Origin of the sequence: Rheinheimera sp., assembly GCF_030690345.1 — a bacterium.
Classification (GTDB): Bacteria; Pseudomonadota; Gammaproteobacteria; order Enterobacterales; family Alteromonadaceae; genus Alishewanella.
This window is the reverse complement of the sequence record NZ_JAUYGV010000006.1, coordinates 1317670-1336011: the sequence shown is the minus strand read 5'-3', so window position 1 is coordinate 1336011 and position 18342 is coordinate 1317670. Positions and strand designations below refer to the sequence as shown.

Below are 18342 nucleotides of genomic sequence, written 5' to 3'. Positions count from 1 at the left end.
CTAGAACCGAAGTTCCCGCTCGACTTGCATGTGTTAGGCCTGCCGCCAGCGTTCAATCTGAGCCATGATCAAACTCTTCAATTAAAGTTCTTTCTGTCACCGAAGTGACGCTCAGTCTTACTGACTTAAAACATTTCTGTATAAGCCACTCAACCGATAAATTTCATTTTTCGTGAAATCCATCATAAGTGCCCACACAGATGATTGATTGCTAATTGTTAAAGAGCGTGCTTCGCTTGCGAAGCGGGAGGCGTATATTACACTTCCCGGATTTTAAGTCAAGCGTGACGAAGATTCTTTACAACAAAAACTCTCGTCACACCCGACTTGTTTTCTCATTTCACCGCGTTAAACACCACCGTGAAGCGAGGGCGCCATTTTAGTGATTTAACCGGGTCTGTCAAGCGTCTTTTTGAAAGATTTTTGCAAACCGTCTTAACTCACCCGAAGCCTGCTAATCGCAGCACCCCGTGGCATGGCGCGCATTATAGGGCGTTTTTACATTGCTGCAAGCGGTTATTTGAGAAAACTTGTACTTTTAAGATCGTTCGCCGATTAATTACACAAAACGCTATAAAAGCAGGCAAAAAACGCTACTTTTCACTTGGTCTGATTACTACCGCAGCCTTAAGCCGGTTTTTGCCGTAACTAAAAGCTTTGATAAACACGCTATGCTCTACCGGAATATATTGCCGCTCGGCGGTGGACAGCCAGGGGATATCTTCAGTGTCGGGATCATTGATATAGACAAAGTGTTCATCCACTGCACATACCACCACCCAATGTGGCGCTTTGCTTTTATCAAACTGCCAGGTGCTGATAAGCACCAGCAACAAAGCCCCATCTTGCAATAACTGTTTTATTTTGCCGATACCGGGTTCTGAGCGGTGTAGCACAATGCCACTTTGTTCGACTTTTTGCCGGAATGAATCATGCACGCGCTGCAAAATCGCTTTCTTTACCTCACTGCGCACAGTGTCAGTAAATAGCGGACCTTCTTTATTCAAAAAAATTTCAACCGCAAAGCCTCTGTTATGTGCCGCCAGCGCCAGCCCCCTGGGACCACAACCACCATGACCCGATGTCATAAAAATAGTCGTGGCTTCACGCCAGATATCAATTTCCAGCGAAGCAGGGTCAAACTTGCCGGGTTGAAAGTAATTAAATGCCATTAACAGACAAGCCGGCCCGCAAGTAAAAGGTGTGGTTTGCGCTATATAAGGTACCTGGCGGCTTGCAGAGCCATTAGCGAATTGAATAATCTGTTTTTGCATACAGATAGCATCGGAGTGATCTTCATAGAAGTCATGCTTAACGGCGAACTCATGGTAATTAAGTTTCTGATATAAGCGGATAGCCGCTACATTATCGTAACGCACCTCTAAACGCAGCAACACACAGCGCCTGGCAGCCGCCGTTTGCTCAGCTTGCAACATCAGAAACTCTGCTATGCCCTGATTACGACAGGCAGGGTCTACCGCCAGAGAATACAAACGTGCCAGGCTGGTGCCTCTGCGGTAAATGAGTAAAAAGTACCCTACGACCCTATCTGCACGCTCAACCAACAGCAGATCGCTGCGCTTTTCTGTGATAAAACGCTTAAAGCTACGCAAGCTAATACGATCAGCGGTAAAGCACTTGTGTTCCAGCGCCACTAACGTAGCAGAATCAGACAAACAGGCATTTCTGATGGATAACATCGCCGGAGCTGCGGTAAACGCCATAACTACACTCATTATTGCCTTTATCTGGTTTTTAACTAAGTTTAGGATAACAACAGCTAAACAAATGAAAAGCCAACAAGAAATTTAACTGTTGTAGTGCAGATTTCTTCGCTGTCTTTTTTTGTCACACCACGACATGCTTTAGCAAAACTACAGGAGTGGCAATGGCCAAGCTTATTATCGTAGTCGACAAAGCTCAGGATTGGGCACCTTTTCATCAGTATGATGGCGTAATGACGTTACCGGCCTATTTGAAATGGTCGGCCAAAAACAAACAACGTACCCGGATAATTAACTTATGCCGCCAGGCGCAATACCTGGGGAGCGGCTACTACTGTTCATTGCTGGCAGAAGCGCGCGGCCATCATGTGGTGCCTTCTGTGCGGGCGTTTAATAAGTTTAACCGCCACGAAATAGCTGATATCGCCGAAGAAATCCCCGGTACCATTTTGACACAGCTAAACAAAGCCTTAGTTGATGAAACCAGCACGCAGCTTATTTTTAATATTTACTTTGGTGAAACCGAACATAAAGCGCTGAAAAAAGTGGCTGGCTACCTGTTTGATGCCTTTTCGGTGCCTATACTGCGCGTTGAGCTGCAAAAGAAAGCTACATGGCAGGTAAAGACATTAAAAATTGGCAGTGTGCATAAACTGAATGAGCAAGAGCAAAGCTTGTTCGGTAATACGTTAGAGCGCTACAGCCATAAAATCTGGCGGGTAGAACCCACTAACCGTAAATATAAATATGATCTCGCCGTACTAGTTGACCCGAAAGAGAAGTTCCCGCCCTGCACGCCTAAATCACTGGAGCTGTTTAGTAAGGCCGCCAAAAAAGCCGCTATGGACACTGAGCAGATAGGCGCAAAAGATATCCACCGGCTGGCAGAATTTGATGGTTTATTTATCCGCGAAACCACCGGCGTGAATCATCATACTTTTCACATGGCATTAAAAGCCGAACGCGAGGGCCTGGCGGTAATTGACGATCCGAACTCCATATTGCGCTGTGGCAACAAAGTGTATCTGCAAACCTTATTTGAACAGCACAAAGTACCAATGCCCGATGGCATTATGCTGTTTAAGCAGGACGAAGATAATCTGGAGCGCGCCGCCGATACCTTAGGCTTGCCCTTAGTGCTGAAGATCCCCGATGGCAGCTTTTCCCGTGGGGTGGTCAAAGTAAAAACCCTGACAGAGCTGCGCTCACAACTTAGCGCGCTGTTTGAGCAAAGCGCGATTATTCTGGCGCAGCGTTATACCTTTACCGAGTACGACTGGCGTATTGGTGTACTGAACGGTATGGCTATTTTTGCCTGTAAGTATTTTATGGCACGCAACCACTGGCAAATTTATAAACATGGTAAGGCAAAAACTGAAAGCGGTGGCTTTAGCACCTGCGCTATTACTGAAGTGCCGGCGCATGTACTTGATGCCGCTATCCGTGCCTGCGCGCCTATCGGCGATAGCTTATACGGCGTAGATGTAAAACAAGACGGTGACAAAGTTTACGTTATAGAAGTAAACGATAACCCGAATATCGACGACGGCGTAGAAGATTTGTTTCTGGGAAATAAACTGTACGACATGATTGTTGAGGACTTTATCCGCCGCATCGAATTAAAACGGTAAAAACACAAAAGCGCTGGGATCGCTTTTGGACAGCCAAAGGCTGGTCCCGAAGGGATGCCTGCAGGGATTGCAGGCACAAAAAAACCGGCCTAAGCCGGTTGATTTGGTGCAGATGGAGAGACTCGAACTCTCACGCCTTGTGGGCACAAACACCTGAAGCTTGCGTGTCTACCAATTCCACCACATCTGCGTTATGTTTCCGCTACCGCGTTAACATGGCGTGCAGTATAGCGACTTTATAAAACCAGTCAACTGTGAAAATGCACATTTTGTATCGTTTTATCTCGTTCGGGCAAATACTAAGCAAGATGCTTAGTATTTAGCCTTTTTCAGTAAGCCAATCTCCTCTAAACGCTGCATTAAGTAGTCGTTAGAGTTAATCGGCTCAGGGTAACGATTGGGCCTTTCAGCGCTGATACAGCTATCCAGAGTTTTTATTACATAATCCGGGTTCGGGTGCATAAAAAACGGAATTGAATAACGCGGCTCGCCTGCTGCCGCACCTGCCGGATTAACTACCCTATGTGTCGTCGATGGCAACACATGGTTAGTCAGGCGTTGCAACATATCACCAATATTCACCACAATGGTACCTTCAATGGTGGTTACCGGCAGCCAGCTGCCATCACGGCGTAAAATTTCCAGCCCGGCTTCATTCGACCCCACCAATAAAGTGATAAGGTTAATATCTTCATGCTGGCCGGCGCGGATAGACTGAGTGCTGGTATCTTTAATCGGCGGATAATGGATAGGCCGCAAAATCGAGTTACCGTAATTTACCTTATCGGCAAAGTAACTTTGCTGTTGCCCCAAAAACAAAGCCAGCGCTTCCAACACGGTATTGCCAAGCTTTTCCAACTCGCTATACAGCGCATAAGTAGCTTGCTTAAAACCCTCTACCTCAGTTGGCCAAACATTAGGGTATAAGCTGGGATGCGGTGCAGGGCCATCCAGCTCACGACCAACATGCCAGAACTCTTTTAAATCCGGGTGATTAGAGTCTTTAGCTTTTTCGACGCCAACAGCAGTATAACCGCGTGCCCCGCCCTGACCCGGTTTATGGTATTTCGCTTTAACCTCATTCGGTAAAGCGAAAAATTGCTTAATTGCTGTGTAAGTATTTGCTACCACTTCGTCGGGAATACCATGGCCACTAATGCCGCAGAATCCAAACTCAGTGTAGGCCTTGCCAATTTCGGCAACAAAGTTATCTTTGTCGGTGGCAAACCGTCTTATATCTAACGTTGGAACTTGCTGTGTCATATAAAAGACCTGTTTTTTAGCCTAAGGAAAAAAAGAACCCTGCAATAGCAGCGCTCATTAAGTTGGCCAATGTTGCTGCAAGCAAGGCTTTTAAACCCAGCTCAGCAATATCAGCCCGGCGCCCCGGAGCCATACCGCCCAAGCCACCTAATAAAATGGCAATGGAAGAGAAGTTAGCAAAACCACATAGGGCAATAGTCACTATCACCTGAGTATGGGCGCTTAACTGCTCTTTCACCTGCACAAAGTCGAGGTATGCGACAAATTCATTAATTACCAACTTTTGGCCGATAAAACTACCGGCAAGCCGCGCTTCATCCCAGGATACGCCAAGGATAAATGCCAGTGGTTGGAACACATAACCAAAAATAAGCTGCAGAGTCAGGTTTTCCATGCCGAACCAACCACCCACACCACCTACTATGCCGTTAACCAGTGCGATTAAGCCGACAAAAGCCAGCAACATAGCACCAACATTCAGCGCCAGTTGCATACCACTGGAAGCACCGGCCGCAGCAGCATCAATCACATTAGTGTGCGGCTTGTCGGCGCTGATTTCAGTCAGCTCATTCTTAGGTTGCTCGGTTTCCGGCAGAATTAACTTTGCCATTAAAAAGCCACCCGGCGCCGCCATAAAGCTGGCAGCAATCAGATATTTAAGTTCAATGCCTAAACCGGCATAGCCTGCCAGTACCGAGCCGGCTACCGAAGCTAAACCACCTACCATCACAGCAAAGAGTTCCGACCGCGTCATAGTAGGGATAAAAGGCCGCACTATTAACGGCGCTTCGGTTTGACCAACAAAGATATTTGCCGCCGCCGACATAGACTCCGGCCGGCTGGTGCCCAGCAGTTTTTGCAAGCCGCCACCGATAATACGGATCACCCAGGTCATAATGCCGATGTGGTACAGCACGGCGATTAATGACGAGAAGAAAATGATGATAGTCAATACATGAATGGCAAAGATAAAGCCCTGCGAGAACCGGCCCAAATCACCGAATAGAAATTGGATACCAGCATTGGCATAACCAATGACATTGGCCACCACCTGCGAAATGCTGTACAGCACGTCCTGACCAAAAGGCACGTACAGTACAAAGGCACCTATTGCCAGCTGAATTGCAAAGGCACCACCTACGGTGCGCCAGTTTATCCGGCTGCGGTTAGCAGATGCAGCGTACGCCACCAGTAACAGGGCGAAAATGCCCACTAATCCCATCATACGTTATTCCCTGATTATTATTATTCTGCCAGTAACTGGCGAATTTTTGCTTTTATAATATCGATAGCAATCTGGTTTTTACCGCCACGGGTAACCACCAGATCGGCATATTGCTTGGAAGGCGCGATAAACTCAAAAAAAGCCGGTCGCACTGAGGTTTCATATTGTTCTGTTACCGAGCTTAAACTGCGGCCTCTGTCTTCTAAATCCCGCTTAATACGCCGCAATAAACACACATCTAATGGCGTATCCATAAACACCGTAATATCAAACTGCGCCCTTAACTGCTCATCAGTAAGCAATAAAATACCTTCAACCAGGATTACTTTCGCCGGTTGCACCCTTATGGTTTCGTCTGTACGGGTGTGGGTTTTATAGCTGTACTGCGGCATTTGTATCGCTTTACCACCCCGTAGCGCCCGCAAATGTGCTGCCAGCAATTCATGCTCAAAGGCTGCCGGGTGGTCGTAATTGGTTAAAGTACGTTGCTCAAACGATAAATGGCTCTGATCGCGGTAATAGGCATCTTCCGACAAAATAGCGATACGCTCACCGCCTAATTCAGCCACCAATTCCTGGTATACCGTTGAAGCAAAAAGGCTTTTACCTGATGCAGAAGCACCGGCAATAGCAATAATAGTGTTTTTTCCCACAGAAACATTCACTTTGGCAGAAATTAGCTGGTGATTATCGCTAAAAACCGCTGATTAAGAAATAAAAAAATGACCCGCCCGGACCTTTACAGGCGTAAAAAAGCCGGCTGTCGCCGGCTTTTGCTTTAGCATGTTTTAGAACGTATATTTAAAGCCAACTTTAATGTTCCAGGTTGACTCGCTAACATCGAAGGTATCGTAGGTACGTGTATCCGTGCCGCCAAACGCCTCTTGCAGCACATACTGGCCTTGAGCATTAACGTCAAAGTCAAACAGTATCTGCTGAGGGAATTGCATACGGTAAGATTTACCCCAGTCATTATTTAAAAGATTTGCAAAATTATCTATAACGAAGTAAAGCTTACCTTTATGGCCTTCCACAAAACCTGGCAATTCTTGAGTAATTGCTAAGTCCATAGTTGTTAGCCAAGGCTGATTAGCTGAGTATTTCTCGACATACCCACCAGCAGAACCTGAAACTCCGGCAGCTTGAGCAATTGCAACGATTTCTTCGTAACTCAAACCATTTACAAAATCAAAAGCAGGGTCATTAGCGCCTGATGGTAAATATGGCAGATAAATATCGTTATCATCGAAGTTAGGCTGGTCACCAAAGTCATCATCTTGGAATGAGCCCAAAGTCCAAGAGAATGGTTCACCCGAACGACGCTCAAAAAACAAATTGAAATTAGTTTCGTAGCCAGAGAAAAACTCTGTTTTATAGTTTAGGTTCACGACAAATCTGTGCTCTACTTCATAATACGCGCGGCCTAAAAGAGGATCATTACGGTTTTCAGTTACTTCAAATCCAAAATTAGACTCTGCTGTAGAGCTTGTACCTGGGTTCACTTCGGTAATGTCTTGATGAGTATATGACGCACTCATGGAAAAACCGTTATTCCACTGCTTCTGCAGTGCAGAACTGAAAATAATGCTGCGTCCACCATCATCTATATTTCTCAGCTCTAAGTCCCAATTCTGGGCAGCGCCACCTTCGTAGACAGATCCCCAAATAGTTCGGCCTTCAACTGTTTCACCTACTTTTACCCGAGACAAATCAACCCAATAAGGCGAATTTTCACGATCAACGTAGTTAATCTCGTTACTCCAGGAAAAATTATTACCTAAAACTGGCAGATCGAAGATGTAATCTACAGCCAACTGATAACGCCAGTCAGATGGCATTTTAAACCCCCTGGCAATAGTATTGGTGCTACCAGCACCCGGTACCATTGAGTCTTTTACAGCTTGAGGTATATCAGTGAAATCAACATTGGCCGGGTCCTGAATTGCTTCATTTACCACGGCTGGATTAGCATTAACCTTAGTGAAGCCATCGTTTGTATAAGCGTTTGAAACCCAAACCAGTGGCATACCACCACTGTAGCGACCAACACCACCGCGTACAGTGATATCCTCAGCTAAGTTCCAGTTAAAACCAACCCGCGGCAGCAGAATATCTGCACCGTCCATATTCTCTGTGTTTGCATAACCATATGTATCAACAAAGTTTTGGTTAAGCATTGGCTCGCCACTTACGTCAAGACGCTCATAACGCAGGCCTGCCGTCACCATGAAATCCGTGAACAATTCAAACTCTGCTTCGGCATACAAAGAGTACTGCATACTATCAACGTCGTATGCAATATCCTGCAGGTCGTTAGTATAAGCATTGCTGTATGTCAAACCTGACGGTGCTTTAGCCTCAAACTCTTCAATGCTGTTAAAAAACCATGTTCCTGCACCATGCCGGCCATACAAGTTGTAATTCCAGACATCTTCTAATTCCACGCCAAAGCGATATTCAACATCGCCAGCCAGATAAGTAGAATGAATACCCAGCGACATAGTTTCGTTTTCTAAAACGTTTGCATGTCTATTTTCATCACGCCCTGCAACAATATCAGGCCCATTCAAAGGCCCTCTATCGTCAAAACCCGGCACAACGTCAATATTAATTTCGCCCCAGTTAGACGCTGTTGTGGAATTTTGGCTATATTCTTTATAGCTCCAGCTAATTTCAGTTGAAAAATCGGGTGTCCAATCAGAATACAAGTGTGTGGTGATAAAAGTAGTTTCTGAGTCTTGCGACCAAGCATTAGATGATAAATTTAACGTACTGTCGGAATTAGTAAAATTTCTTGCAGCCTGGTTTTCCTGGTAAGAATAAGTAAAGTCTGCGCGATGATTACTGTTGATGTTCCAATCCAGCTTTAATAATAACTTTTCATCCCGGTCTGCCGGCGGAGCGCCACCAATAGAGTCGTCCAGGCCATATACATCGCGCAAGATATTAATAACGCGATCAGCCTGCTCTAAAGTGACGTCGTGCCCATCTAAAGTAGTCATATCGTAGTTAAAAACTACGTCTTCTTCCCATTTGTCATATGCGGCAAAGAAAAATAGCTTGTCTTGTACAATAGCGCCACCCAAAGTCGCACCTATCGTTTGTTCGTCGTTTTCTACTTCAAATTCACGACCCGGAACTAATTTATCATCCTTTGCAGTTCCTGACCAAGGTACGTACTCATAGAAAGCTGAGCCAGATAACTCATTTGTACCTGATTTAGTTACGACGTTTATGGTGCCGCCGCTAAATTTACCTGCGCGTGCTTTGAAAGGCGCATACTCAATAGAAATTTGTTCTACTGCGTCCAGCGATATAGGTGGACGTTGAGCAGGATAACCGTTTGCGTTTAAACCAAAGGTATCGTTCAAACCAACGCCATCAACTGTCAAAGAATTATACTTAGGATTACTACCTGCAATACTCAGTTCAGTTCCTGATGGGTCAAGTACTGCCAACGGGTTAAGCCGCGCTATATCCTTGATATCACGGTTAAATGTAGCAGAGTTTGCAATTTGGTCTTCGCCAAAGTAGCTGGCAGAACCGCTGTTAGAGAAAAAGTTTCTACTACCCGTAACAGTAATGGTTTCAACATCAGAGCGTTCTGCCAACTGTGCATTTAATTGCAACGCATCGTTTAAATCCAGGTAAACGTTGTCAAAAACCTTACCTTCTAAGTTACTGTTTTTAATTATAATCGTGTAAGGACCACCAACTCTGAGACCGGTAGCGTTAAACTGCCCCTGTTCATTAACTGAAACTTCTTTCACAGTTCCTGAAGGGCTGTGGATTATTGTCAGAACAGAATTTGGTGCTGGGTTTCCCAGGGGCCCAACTACTGAACCGCGGATCGCTGAAGATTGACCTGTATTAGCTGACGCTACATTGGTCATACCGATAGCGAGGGTAACCGCAAGCGCTATACTTTTAATTTTCATATCGTTTTTCACCTGGTAGTTGTAGGTATTTATCTAAATCCATTTGAATACAGATGCTGCTTTCAATTTGGGAGATAATGGTAACTAAACCATATTACATTTTTCTTACGCCCATCAGATTTACGGGAACTTTTTGCTCCTCTCATTGTCATAGGCGATTGCCACATAAGTGTAACATAGCTGGTCTGAGTTGCGCACTATGCTGACTAAAATTGGTTAAAAAACGACTTTACATGCATTTTCAGCTATTTACTGGTTTTTACCTGCGAAGCCTTTTATCCTTAGCGCCTGCCTGAATTAATGGTCCACTTTTAATGAAAAAATACGCTTTAACTCTTATTTTCAGTTCGCTGTTTAGCTTTGGAGCATCAAGCAATATGAGTGCAGCCGAAATTACCTTCGCCACCTTTAACGTCAGCATGGAAGCACAAAATTATTTACCGCAGGGTGAAACCGGCGATGCCACTGTGCTGGCAAAATTGCTGCAAACCGGCAGCCAGCCGCAAATCCGTAATATTGCTCACATTATTCAACTGGTACGACCGGATGTGTTGCTGCTGAATGAATTTGACTACATTGCCGATGCCAATAAAGGCGTTAAGGCTTTTATTAATAACTATCTGCATCAGCCTCAAGGCTCTGCTGCAGCTATTGATTACCCCTACTTCTATTACAGTACAGTTAATACCGGCCAGCCCAGCCCTTTTGATCTGGATAACGACGGCAAAGCAACCGGCACCGGCGCCGATGCCTGGGGTTATGGTTTCTATCCCGGTCAATACGGTATGCTGCTGCTGTCAAAGTACCCGATAGACACAGCCAATGTACGCACTTTTCAGCAGTTTAAATGGCAGGATATGCCAGGCTATATGCCCACCAAAAAAGCTGATGGCAGCCCCTGGTACAGCAAAGCAGCCTGGGCTAAGTTTCCGTTATCCTCAAAAAGCCACTGGGATGTTCCGCTGCATATAAATGGTAAAACCGTGCATGTTTTGGCCAGCCACCCGACACCGCCGGTGTTTGATGGGGCAGAAAACCGCAACGGCATCCGCAACCACGACGAAATACGTTTATGGGTAGATTATTTAACGCCGCAAAACGCCGGTTATATCTATGATGACAACGGCAATAAAGGTGGCTTAGCTGCAGATGCGCGCTTTGTATTACTGGGCGATCAAAATGCGTCGGCCGATGGCGAAGGTGATGCACTAAATAGCGCTATCAGTGCCTTGTACCATCATCCGCGCATTAACAATGCCATGCCACCACAAAGCAAAGGTGCTGTTGAGAATACACCGGACAACCCTAAAGCAGCGTTTCATACCGCAGGCTGGCGTATGCGGGCAGATTATGTGTTGCCGTCTAAAGCCGGTTTTGTGCTAAAAGACAGTGGTGTATTCTGGCCGGCTAAGGCCGATACGTTGTATCCGTTGGTGGGCTCACGTGGTGCCAGTTCAGATCATCGTCTGGTGTGGGTCAAGCTTGAGCTCAGCGCTGAATAATCAGCACTGAGTTATCAGAATAAAGATCAGAATTTTAATACCAGGTTTTGCACGTGTACCGTAACTTCTTCACGGTCATGGTACAGGTGCTTAACTTGTAAGCGGAATTTAATATCTGCATCTGCCAGGCGCTGCTCCAGCTGAGCCAATATATCTGTTACGGTCTCATAGCGTTTTTTCATCGGCAGTTTTAAGTTAAATATGGCTTCCTGACACCAGCCGTTAATCAACCAATCTCCCATTCGCTCAGCAACCCGCTGCGGCTGCTCAATCATGTCGCAGACAACCCAATACACATTTTTCTTTTGCGGCTCAAACTTAAAACCATCTACAGTTAAATGCTTAACCTGACCGGTTTCCAGCAGCGATTCAGCCATTGGGCCGTTATCGATAGCGGTAACCATCATACTGCGCTTTACCAGTTGGTAAGTCCAACCGCCGGGACTCGCGCCCAAATCAACCGCATTTAAGCCGCCCCCCAAGCGCTTGTCCCATTCATGTTTCGGAATAAACTGTAAAAAGGCTTCTTCAAGCTTCAAAGTGCTGCGACTTGGCGCTTCATTGGGGAATTTCAGCCGCATAATACCGTTTTCCAGCGGGCTGTTATTCTCCGGATACGACAGGCCGATATAGCCCTGCTGGCCGGTTAGTAAAAATAAATGCAGCACAGGCGCGCGTTTTTGCTCTTTTGCCAGCATAACGCCAGCCTGGCGCAATGCCTGACGTAGCGGCACAGTAAATTTGCGGGCCAACGTCGACAAGGTTTTACCGTCGTTAGTTTCCGGATACTCTACTCTTAACTCGCCGCAACCACTTAGCTCCGCAGCCAATACCGCTTCAATTACCGGCGCAATACGGTCGGCCGGCGGCAGCTCCAGCAGTTCCGCCTGTAACAGGCTCCACTGGCGAATAAAAATAAACTGCTCAAACGGAAAGTCGCGGTAAAACTGCGCCAGGCTGTCGGCGTCATAAGCTTCAAATATCACAAAGGCGCTGTTGGCACTGAGCTTACAAAAACCGAACACATCGTACTGGCCGGCCTTGTCTTGAATTTCAGCCGCGCATTCTTTTTCAAAACCGGCGCGACAGTACAGTAATAGTTGTTTCATGTTAACTCCGCCGCCAGGCACTGATGGCAAGCAACAGCCAGGCAGCTATAAAGAGCTGGCCGCCGATGGGCGCCAACTGTGAATAATAAAGCGGCCAGGCAAAAACGCCGGCCAATATAGTCCAGACAAAACACCACAGCCCCAGATGCCAGATAACAGCCACTAACTTTGTCAGTTTAGCCTCGCTGTGTTGCCGGCCCAGGGCCAGCAACGCCAGGCAATGAAACGCCAGCATTGCCAGAGCACTAAGCACCCGCGCTACTGCTTCAGTACTTAATTGCCCCTGCCACATATGCATCAGTACTGCGCTTAAGCCCACTACAGCAGCGCCATACAGGGCTGCTATGCTGTTACTGCTTTGCCAAAAGTACTTCATCAATTGTCCTGCTGCAAAATTGCGCGGCCTGCGCAATCAGTTGTTGTTGCGTTAAGCCGCTTTTAAGCCGTGGTTTAAAATCATGATCGCCGTCATTAAGCCATTGCAGTGCTACCTGCGGCCAGCTTTTGTCTGCCAGTTCAGCTTTATTGCCAAAAGCATCACGCTCACCCTGGGCAATAAACAGCGGGCAAGCCAAAGCGGCAAAATGCTCAGTACGCCAGCTTTGTTTTTTCGGCGCATGGAACGGATAGCCAAAAGCAAACACTGCCTGCACGCCATAGTTGCTGCTCAGTAAGCTGGCTACCCGTCCGCCCATAGATTTACCGCCGATAAACAGCGGCAAATCAGCCGGGCAGTTATCTATCTGCCGGCCGAATTCCGCCTGCAACAACGGCATTTTATCCGGTAAGCTGCGTTTACCGCTGTCGATAAAACGCTGCATATAAGCAAAGTTAAACCGCCATACTTCTATATTAAGCAGCGCCAGTTGCTGTGCCAGTTGCTGCATAAACTCACTGTTGGCAGCGGCACCTGCCCCATGCGCCAGCAGCAAACGTGCCTTGGGCAAGCCGGCGTTATCAACAATAACCTCAGTCAAGCGCCACCGCATTGGTAAACTGCTGCTCGGCAAAAGCGGCTTGTTCTTCCTCCACCATAGCCACCATCCATTGCCGGAAAGCGGTTATTTTACCCAGCTCAGTCTGGCTTTCACGACAGACTAAATAATAGGCATCTTTTGAAATCAGCACATGATTAAACGGCACTATTAAGCGGCCGGAATTAATATCCGGCCGTGCCAGTACATTATGCGCCAACGCCACGCCCTGGCCATGAATAGCAGCCTGCAACACCATAGACGAGTGGCTGAATATCGGCCCCTGATTAACATTAAAATGCTTGAAATTTTGCGTGGTAAACCAGGCTTTCCAGGCACGGCGTGAACCATCGTGCAATAAGTTATGGTATTGCAGATCGGTTGGCTCCTGTAGCGGCTTAGTGCTGTTTAGTAACAGCGGCGAACATACCGGCAATAAATACTCAGTGTGTAGCTTATCAGCATGTAAATTGCGCCAACTGCCGCGGCCGTAGTAAATAGCCACATCAACATCATCGGTCAGTGAACCTTCGTCCAGATCCACCGCTTTAATCCGTACGTCAATATCCGGGTGCTGCTCGCTAAACTGATTTAACCGCGGTACTAACCACTGAATAGCAAAACTGGGCTGCAGGCTTACCGTTAGTGAGCCTTTGGCACCACGCGCCAACAGTTTTTCAGTAGATTCATGCAGTTGTAGAAATATCTCTTTAATATCAAGAAAATAGCTTTGCCCCTCTTCGGTAAGCAACAAAGAGCGGTTTTTACGCATAAAGAGTTTAAGGCCAAGATGATCTTCCAGCGCTTTAATCTGATGGCTGATAGCGGCTTGGGTAACGTACATCTCTTCTGCCGCCTTGGTAAAACTTAAATGCCGGGCGGCAGTTTCAAAGGCTTTTAAGGCATTAAGCGGAGGCAGGCGACGCGCCATAATATCTCTCAGATAACTAAATCAGTGATTAAATTTTCTAATCCGAATTATAACGCCGCCATTACTACTTAGCCAGCACAGAGATAAGCTAAGCTTATTTTTCTACCGGTTTGTAGCCTTCAATCTCAACGTCTTCGCCTTTGAACAGGAAGGCTTCCATTTGTGCCTCCAAAAACTGCCGATGCTCGGGGTTCATCATATTCAGCTTTTTTTCATTAATCAGCATAATCTGTTTTGCTTGCCACAAGGCAAAAGCTTCTTTGCTGATACTGTTAAAAATCTTTTTACCCAGCTCGCCGGGGTACAGCTGAAAATCTAACCCCGGGGCTTCTTTATTTAAATATTCGCAAAATACGCTACGGCTCATAATTGTTTATCCTTGTTGTCCGGGCTGTCGCCAGCAACTGCTGAAACAGTTGTTTTGCCGGTGCCGACAAACCTACCTGTGGAATGCGGTCTATTGTAAACCAAGTTGCTGCTGATTGCTCCTGCACGTTAGCAGGCTTGCGCGCCAGCTGCACCAGCTGTGGCTGGATCCACAAATGAAAATGACTGAACGTATGGCGAAAGCCGGCCAGTTCGGTGCTGCTTTTAACATCCAAGGCATTAAGTGCCAGGTATTGTTCGCGCTCGGCCGGTGATGCAAACTCAATAAAGCCAAACAGTCCGCCCCACAGGCCGGCAGCCGGGCGCTGTGTCAACAGTACTGCATCGTCATGCTGCAGCAATAACCAAAAACTTTGCTTCTCCGGCAGCGCTTTTTTTGCCTTTTTGCCGGGATATAAAGCCTGGTCACCGGCCAGGGCCGCTTTGCAGTTTAATTTAAGCGGACACTCAACACAGCGTGGCTTACTGCGGCTGCAAAGTGTAGCGCCTAAGTCCATCATCGCCTGGTTAAACTCTGCTACGGTTTTTTCCGGCGTTAGCTGCTCTGCTAACTGCCATAGCTGCTGCTCAACCTTTTTATCACCGGGCCAGCCGGATATAGCGGCAAAGCGAGCCAATACCCTTTTGCAGTTACCGTCTAAAATCGGATAATGCTGCCCCAGCGCTAAAGATAACACCGCACCTGCGGTAGAACGCCCTATACCCGGCAACGCCAGTACCTGGTCAAATTCGGTTGGAAAGTCACCGTTATACTGCGCCGCCATAACCTGCGCCGCTTTATGTAAATTGCGCGCCCGTGCGTAGTAGCCAAGTCCGGTCCATAAATGCAGCACTTCATCAAGCGGTGCCTGCGCCAGGGCGTTAATATCGGCAAAACGTTCGGTAAAACGGCCGAAGTAAGGAATTACCGTGGCCACCTGGGTTTGTTGCAGCATGACTTCACTAAGCCAGGTTTTATACGGGCTTTTATTCAGCTGCCACGGCAGTGTTTTACGCCCGTGCTGCTGGTACCAGCTAACCAACTGATTTGAAAACCAAACTGCTTCTTGTTGCGGCAACATAACTGCCCCTGCTGTGAAGATTGCGCGCAGTATAAGCAGCACTGTTTGCCTTGCCAACCATAATCGCGGTTGAGCAAAGCCGTTAATACAAGGATAATACGCGCCGTTAACGATTATGCGGAGCAACAAATGACAGACAGTACCGGCCAGCAGCAGGATCAACAGGCTGAAAACACTACCTATATGCGCAGAATTCGCTCTTTTGTGCTGCGCGAAGGCCGGCTGACCAAGGGCCAGCAACATGCACTTGATACTTACTGGGCCGACTACGGTTTAACTTATCAGAGCCAGCCACTGCACTTGGCAGAAGTATTTGGCCGTGATAACCATAAAGTGCTGGAAATCGGCTTTGGCATGGGTAAATCGCTGGTGCAGATGGCCAAAGACGCTCCGGAAAAAGATTTTATCGGTATCGAAGTACACCGCCCGGGCGTAGGCGCCTGCTTATCTGAAGCCGTCGCGCAGCAGGTGAAAAACCTCAAAGTGTTTGAACACGACGCGGTAGAAGTGCTGGAACACAGTATTGCCGATAACAGCCTGGATACAGTGCAGCTGTTTTTCCCCGATCCCTGGCATAAAAAGCGCCACCACAAACGCCGTATTGTACAACCGGATTTTGTCCAACTGCTGCGGCGTAAATTAAAGCCCGGCGGCGTATTTCATATGGCTACCGATTGGCAAAACTATGCCGAACATATGCTGGAAGTTATGCTGCCTGCAGCAGGCTTCAGCAATCTGTCTGCCGACAATACTTATGTTGAGCGGCCAGAGCACAGGCCATTGACCAAATTCGAACAACGTGGCCAACGTTTGGGCCATGGCGTTTGGGATCTGATGTTTAAAAAGGAAAGCTAAATGCTAGCAACAGCCAGTCAACTGGTACTACGTAACATCGACGATCTACGCGGCAAAGTGTTAATAGTTGAGCCTATGGCCGACAACCTGGCCACTGAACTGCTGCACCTGGCGCCAGAGCTGGAGCTAAGCTGCTACAGCACAGATGCCGGCGCCGCCCAAAGCTGGAGCCATCCGGCGGTACAGTTGTATGCAGATGTCAGCCCGCAGTTTAGCGCCACCTTTGACACTGTCGTGCTGTTTTACCCGAAAAGCAAAGAGCAACTGACTTTTACCCTGGCCCAACTTAAACCGGCCCTTAGCGCTACTACAGCAGTGTTTGTTACCGGCGATAACAAAGGCGGTATTAAAAGCCTGAGCAGCCACGCGCAAAAACTCGGTTTAAATGCCAACAAGCTCGATAACGCCAAACACTGTTTATGGTTTGCCTTACATGGTGATTTTCAGCAACTGCCACAGGCTAAAGCAGCAAGTTTTAGCATAGACGCGGCCGGTGAGAAGTTAACCCTGCATTCGCTGCCGGGCGTATTTAACCACGGCAAGCTGGATGTCGGCACTGCACTGTTGCTGGATAATCTGCCGGAAGTACACCAGGGTAAAGTACTGGATTTTGCCTGTGGTTGTGGTGTTATCGGCGCTATGTTAAAGCGTAAGCATCCGGCAATTGAGCTGTTTAGCTCTGACATCAGCAGCTTAGCTGTAAAGGCGACAGAGCTGACTCTGGCAGCCAATAATCTGACCGGCGCTGTCGTCGCGGCAGATGGCTTACCGGCCACGCCAAAACAATTTGATTGTATTGTCAGTAACCCGCCGTTTCACACCGGCATTAAAACCGACTACAGTATTGTGGATGCTTTTATCAGCCAAAGCGCTGCCAGACTTAGCAGCAACGGTAGCCTGACTATTGTTGCCAACAGCCATCTGTCTTACCTGGAGCTGTTACAGCAGGCGTTTAAAAAGGTTACAGTAAAAGCCAAAGCCAATGGCTTTGTAGTGTACCGGGCGACTAATCAAAGTTAAAGGATAAGGCTATGCGCAAACTGTTTGCTCTGCTATTGCTGATCTGGCTAACGCCGGCGACAGCAGCTGACAGTTTGCGCTGCATTGAAAACCCGAAACGGTTAAAAGCCTGCCCACATTTACTATATCGGGTGGCGCAATTACCCGATATGGCAGCGCCTGCCGTGATTTGTATTTGCGTTAGCGACTTTGCGCAAGTGTTGGTGCAGCCCAAAGATGAGGCAGAAAAGATAAGATTAAATATGACTAAACGCCAGTTGGAAGTACAACATGGCGATAAGTTGCAGCAGGTACTGGATATACTGCAACGGCGGATTTAATCCGGCAACAATACCAGCCGCTCACTAAAACTACCTAAGCTTTCTTCGCGCTGCTGCATTAACACCGGCACCAAAAACAGCTCGCCCTGCTCCACCCAATAAATCGCATTTTGTTCAAAGCGCAATGCCAGTTGCACGGCACAGCTTTTGTCACACAACACTATCCAGCTTTTTTCCTGAAAGCTTAAATCCGGTGCACTGCCTATTACCGAGCGATAAGGCAAGCGTTGCTGATTAAGATAAGCCTGTAATTCATTGTCACGGCGTAGGTTAAGATAAGGGTGTTCGGTAATACCGGCGGGGTTTTGCGCACTGACAATAGCAAAATCAACATCACAAGTCAGTGCCTGGTGGCAGAGAAAAATACTCGTTTTATAACTTTCCCACAGGCTCATAACCTAA

General features: G+C 47.2%; 17 protein-coding genes, 1 tRNA gene and 1 rRNA gene. 5 read left to right on the top strand and 14 right to left on the bottom strand.

Annotation, left to right across the window (positions count from 1 at the left end):
• Both Q8O77_RS10625 and Q8O77_RS10620 read right to left on the bottom strand, forming a co-directional pair.
• A 16S ribosomal RNA gene (locus Q8O77_RS10625) occupies positions 1-84 on the bottom strand; the annotation flags it as partial.
• Between the two features lie 509 nt (positions 85-593).
• Entirely contained in the window at positions 594-1724 is a 1131-nt protein-coding gene (locus Q8O77_RS10620; protein ID WP_305552838.1) for a GNAT family N-acetyltransferase/peptidase C39 family protein, read from the bottom strand.
• A gap of 164 nt (positions 1725-1888) precedes the next feature.
• Here Q8O77_RS10620 and Q8O77_RS10615 point away from each other — a divergent pair, with 164 nt between their 5' ends.
• A complete protein-coding gene (locus tag Q8O77_RS10615; RefSeq protein WP_305552837.1) occupies positions 1889-3355 on the top strand; it encodes a RimK family protein in 1467 nt (488 codons plus the stop codon).
• Between the two features lie 104 nt (positions 3356-3459).
• Here the strand turns inward: Q8O77_RS10615 and Q8O77_RS10610 are convergent.
• The 5 genes from Q8O77_RS10610 to Q8O77_RS10590 form a co-directional block, all read right to left on the bottom strand.
• Positions 3460-3545, bottom strand: a tRNA-Leu gene (locus Q8O77_RS10610).
• A 122-nt stretch (positions 3546-3667) separates the two neighbouring features.
• The gene (locus tag Q8O77_RS10605; RefSeq protein ID WP_305552836.1) at positions 3668-4618 is read right to left on the bottom strand and encodes an isopenicillin N synthase family oxygenase; all 951 of its coding nucleotides are present in this window, start codon (positions 4616-4618) and stop codon (positions 3668-3670) included.
• Between the two features lie 16 nt (positions 4619-4634).
• Complete coding sequence (locus Q8O77_RS10600) at positions 4635-5843, bottom strand: NupC/NupG family nucleoside CNT transporter (protein WP_305552835.1); 1209 nt, start codon at positions 5841-5843, stop codon at positions 4635-4637.
• A 20-nt stretch (positions 5844-5863) separates the two neighbouring features.
• On the bottom strand, positions 5864-6496 hold the full coding sequence (udk, locus tag Q8O77_RS10595; RefSeq protein WP_305552834.1) for a uridine kinase: 633 nt from the start codon (positions 6494-6496) through the stop codon (positions 5864-5866).
• Between the two features lie 135 nt (positions 6497-6631).
• Positions 6632-9781 (bottom strand): TonB-dependent receptor, encoded by a 3150-nt coding sequence (locus Q8O77_RS10590; protein WP_305552833.1) that lies wholly within the window; start codon positions 9779-9781, stop codon positions 6632-6634.
• A gap of 377 nt (positions 9782-10158) precedes the next feature.
• On the opposite strand from Q8O77_RS10590, the gene Q8O77_RS10585 reads away from it, so the two are divergent.
• Positions 10159-11283 carry an endonuclease/exonuclease/phosphatase family protein gene (locus Q8O77_RS10585; RefSeq protein WP_305552832.1) on the top strand — a complete coding sequence of 375 codons (1125 nt, stop codon included), beginning with the start codon at positions 10159-10161 and terminating at the stop codon, positions 11281-11283.
• A 26-nt stretch (positions 11284-11309) separates the two neighbouring features.
• On the opposite strand, the gene rlmM is transcribed toward Q8O77_RS10585, so the two are convergent.
• The 6 genes from rlmM to mutY all read right to left on the bottom strand — a co-directional run bounded on the left by rlmM (position 11310) and on the right by mutY (position 15745).
• Positions 11310-12392: a 23S rRNA (cytidine(2498)-2'-O)-methyltransferase RlmM gene (gene rlmM, locus Q8O77_RS10580; protein ID WP_305552831.1), complete on the bottom strand. Its 1083-nt coding sequence runs from the start codon at positions 12390-12392 to the stop codon at positions 11310-11312.
• 1 nt (position 12393) lies between these two features.
• Positions 12394-12768, bottom strand: a complete 375-nt coding sequence (locus Q8O77_RS10575; RefSeq protein WP_305552830.1) for a DUF423 domain-containing protein — start codon at positions 12766-12768, stop codon at positions 12394-12396.
• Positions 12743-13381, bottom strand: a complete 639-nt coding sequence (locus tag Q8O77_RS10570; protein WP_305552829.1) for an alpha/beta family hydrolase — start codon at positions 13379-13381, stop codon at positions 12743-12745. The genes Q8O77_RS10575 and Q8O77_RS10570 overlap by 26 nt, the downstream gene beginning before the upstream one ends.
• Positions 13362-14297, bottom strand: a complete 936-nt coding sequence (locus Q8O77_RS10565) for a transcriptional regulator GcvA (protein ID WP_305552828.1) — start codon at positions 14295-14297, stop codon at positions 13362-13364. Before Q8O77_RS10565 ends, Q8O77_RS10570 begins: the two co-directional genes overlap by 20 nt.
• Before the next feature lie 94 nt (positions 14298-14391).
• Entirely contained in the window at positions 14392-14664 is a 273-nt protein-coding gene (locus Q8O77_RS10560) for an oxidative damage protection protein (protein ID WP_305552827.1), read from the bottom strand.
• Positions 14654-15745, bottom strand: coding sequence for an A/G-specific adenine glycosylase (mutY, locus tag Q8O77_RS10555; protein WP_305552826.1), 1092 nt, complete (start codon positions 15743-15745; stop codon positions 14654-14656). The genes Q8O77_RS10560 and mutY overlap by 11 nt, the downstream gene beginning before the upstream one ends.
• A 129-nt stretch (positions 15746-15874) precedes the next feature.
• Between mutY and trmB the strand changes: the two genes are divergently transcribed.
• Genes trmB through Q8O77_RS10540 form a run of 3 tightly spaced genes read left to right on the top strand, consistent with a single transcriptional unit; the run spans position 15875 to position 17940 of the window.
• The gene (trmB, locus tag Q8O77_RS10550) at positions 15875-16600 is read left to right on the top strand and encodes a tRNA (guanosine(46)-N7)-methyltransferase TrmB (RefSeq protein ID WP_305552825.1); all 726 of its coding nucleotides are present in this window, start codon (positions 15875-15877) and stop codon (positions 16598-16600) included.
• On the top strand, positions 16601-17620 hold the full coding sequence (locus Q8O77_RS10545) for a class I SAM-dependent methyltransferase (RefSeq protein WP_305552824.1): 1020 nt from the start codon (positions 16601-16603) through the stop codon (positions 17618-17620).
• Positions 17621-17631: 11 nt separating this feature from the next.
• Complete coding sequence (locus tag Q8O77_RS10540; protein ID WP_305552823.1) at positions 17632-17940, top strand: hypothetical protein; 309 nt, start codon at positions 17632-17634, stop codon at positions 17938-17940.
• On the opposite strand, the gene Q8O77_RS10535 is transcribed toward Q8O77_RS10540, so the two are convergent.
• Positions 17937-18335 carry a DUF3293 domain-containing protein gene (locus tag Q8O77_RS10535; RefSeq protein ID WP_305552822.1) on the bottom strand — a complete coding sequence of 133 codons (399 nt, stop codon included), beginning with the start codon at positions 18333-18335 and terminating at the stop codon, positions 17937-17939. The genes Q8O77_RS10540 and Q8O77_RS10535 overlap by 4 nt on opposite strands.
• Between the last annotated feature and the right edge of the window lie 7 nt (positions 18336-18342).

Bases quoted from the DNA above. Each gene is read 5' to 3' on its own strand.
- Q8O77_RS10620 (WP_305552838.1), bottom strand. From the start codon at position 1,724: ATGGCGTTTACCGCAGCTCCGGCGATGTTATCCATCAGAAATGCCTGT.
- Q8O77_RS10615 (WP_305552837.1), top strand. From the start codon at position 1,889: ATGGCCAAGCTTATTATCGTAGTCGACAAAGCTCAGGATTGGGCACCT.
- Q8O77_RS10605 (WP_305552836.1), bottom strand. From the start codon at position 4,618: ATGACACAGCAAGTTCCAACGTTAGATATAAGACGGTTTGCCACCGAC.
- Q8O77_RS10600 (WP_305552835.1), bottom strand. From the start codon at position 5,843: ATGATGGGATTAGTGGGCATTTTCGCCCTGTTACTGGTGGCGTACGCT.
- Q8O77_RS10590 (WP_305552833.1), bottom strand. From the start codon at position 9,781: ATGAAAATTAAAAGTATAGCGCTTGCGGTTACCCTCGCTATCGGTATG.
- Q8O77_RS10585 (WP_305552832.1), top strand. From the start codon at position 10,159: ATGAGTGCAGCCGAAATTACCTTCGCCACCTTTAACGTCAGCATGGAA.
- rlmM (WP_305552831.1), bottom strand. From the start codon at position 12,392: ATGAAACAACTATTACTGTACTGTCGCGCCGGTTTTGAAAAAGAATGC.
- Q8O77_RS10575 (WP_305552830.1), bottom strand. From the start codon at position 12,768: ATGAAGTACTTTTGGCAAAGCAGTAACAGCATAGCAGCCCTGTATGGC.
- Q8O77_RS10570 (WP_305552829.1), bottom strand. From the start codon at position 13,381: ATGCGGTGGCGCTTGACTGAGGTTATTGTTGATAACGCCGGCTTGCCC.
- Q8O77_RS10565 (WP_305552828.1), bottom strand. From the start codon at position 14,297: ATGGCGCGTCGCCTGCCTCCGCTTAATGCCTTAAAAGCCTTTGAAACT.
- Q8O77_RS10560 (WP_305552827.1), bottom strand. From the start codon at position 14,664: ATGAGCCGTAGCGTATTTTGCGAATATTTAAATAAAGAAGCCCCGGGG.
- mutY (WP_305552826.1), bottom strand. From the start codon at position 15,745: ATGTTGCCGCAACAAGAAGCAGTTTGGTTTTCAAATCAGTTGGTTAGC.
- trmB (WP_305552825.1), top strand. From the start codon at position 15,875: ATGACAGACAGTACCGGCCAGCAGCAGGATCAACAGGCTGAAAACACT.
- Q8O77_RS10545 (WP_305552824.1), top strand. From the start codon at position 16,601: ATGCTAGCAACAGCCAGTCAACTGGTACTACGTAACATCGACGATCTA.
- Q8O77_RS10540 (WP_305552823.1), top strand. From the start codon at position 17,632: ATGCGCAAACTGTTTGCTCTGCTATTGCTGATCTGGCTAACGCCGGCG.
- Q8O77_RS10535 (WP_305552822.1), bottom strand. From the start codon at position 18,335: ATGAGCCTGTGGGAAAGTTATAAAACGAGTATTTTTCTCTGCCACCAG.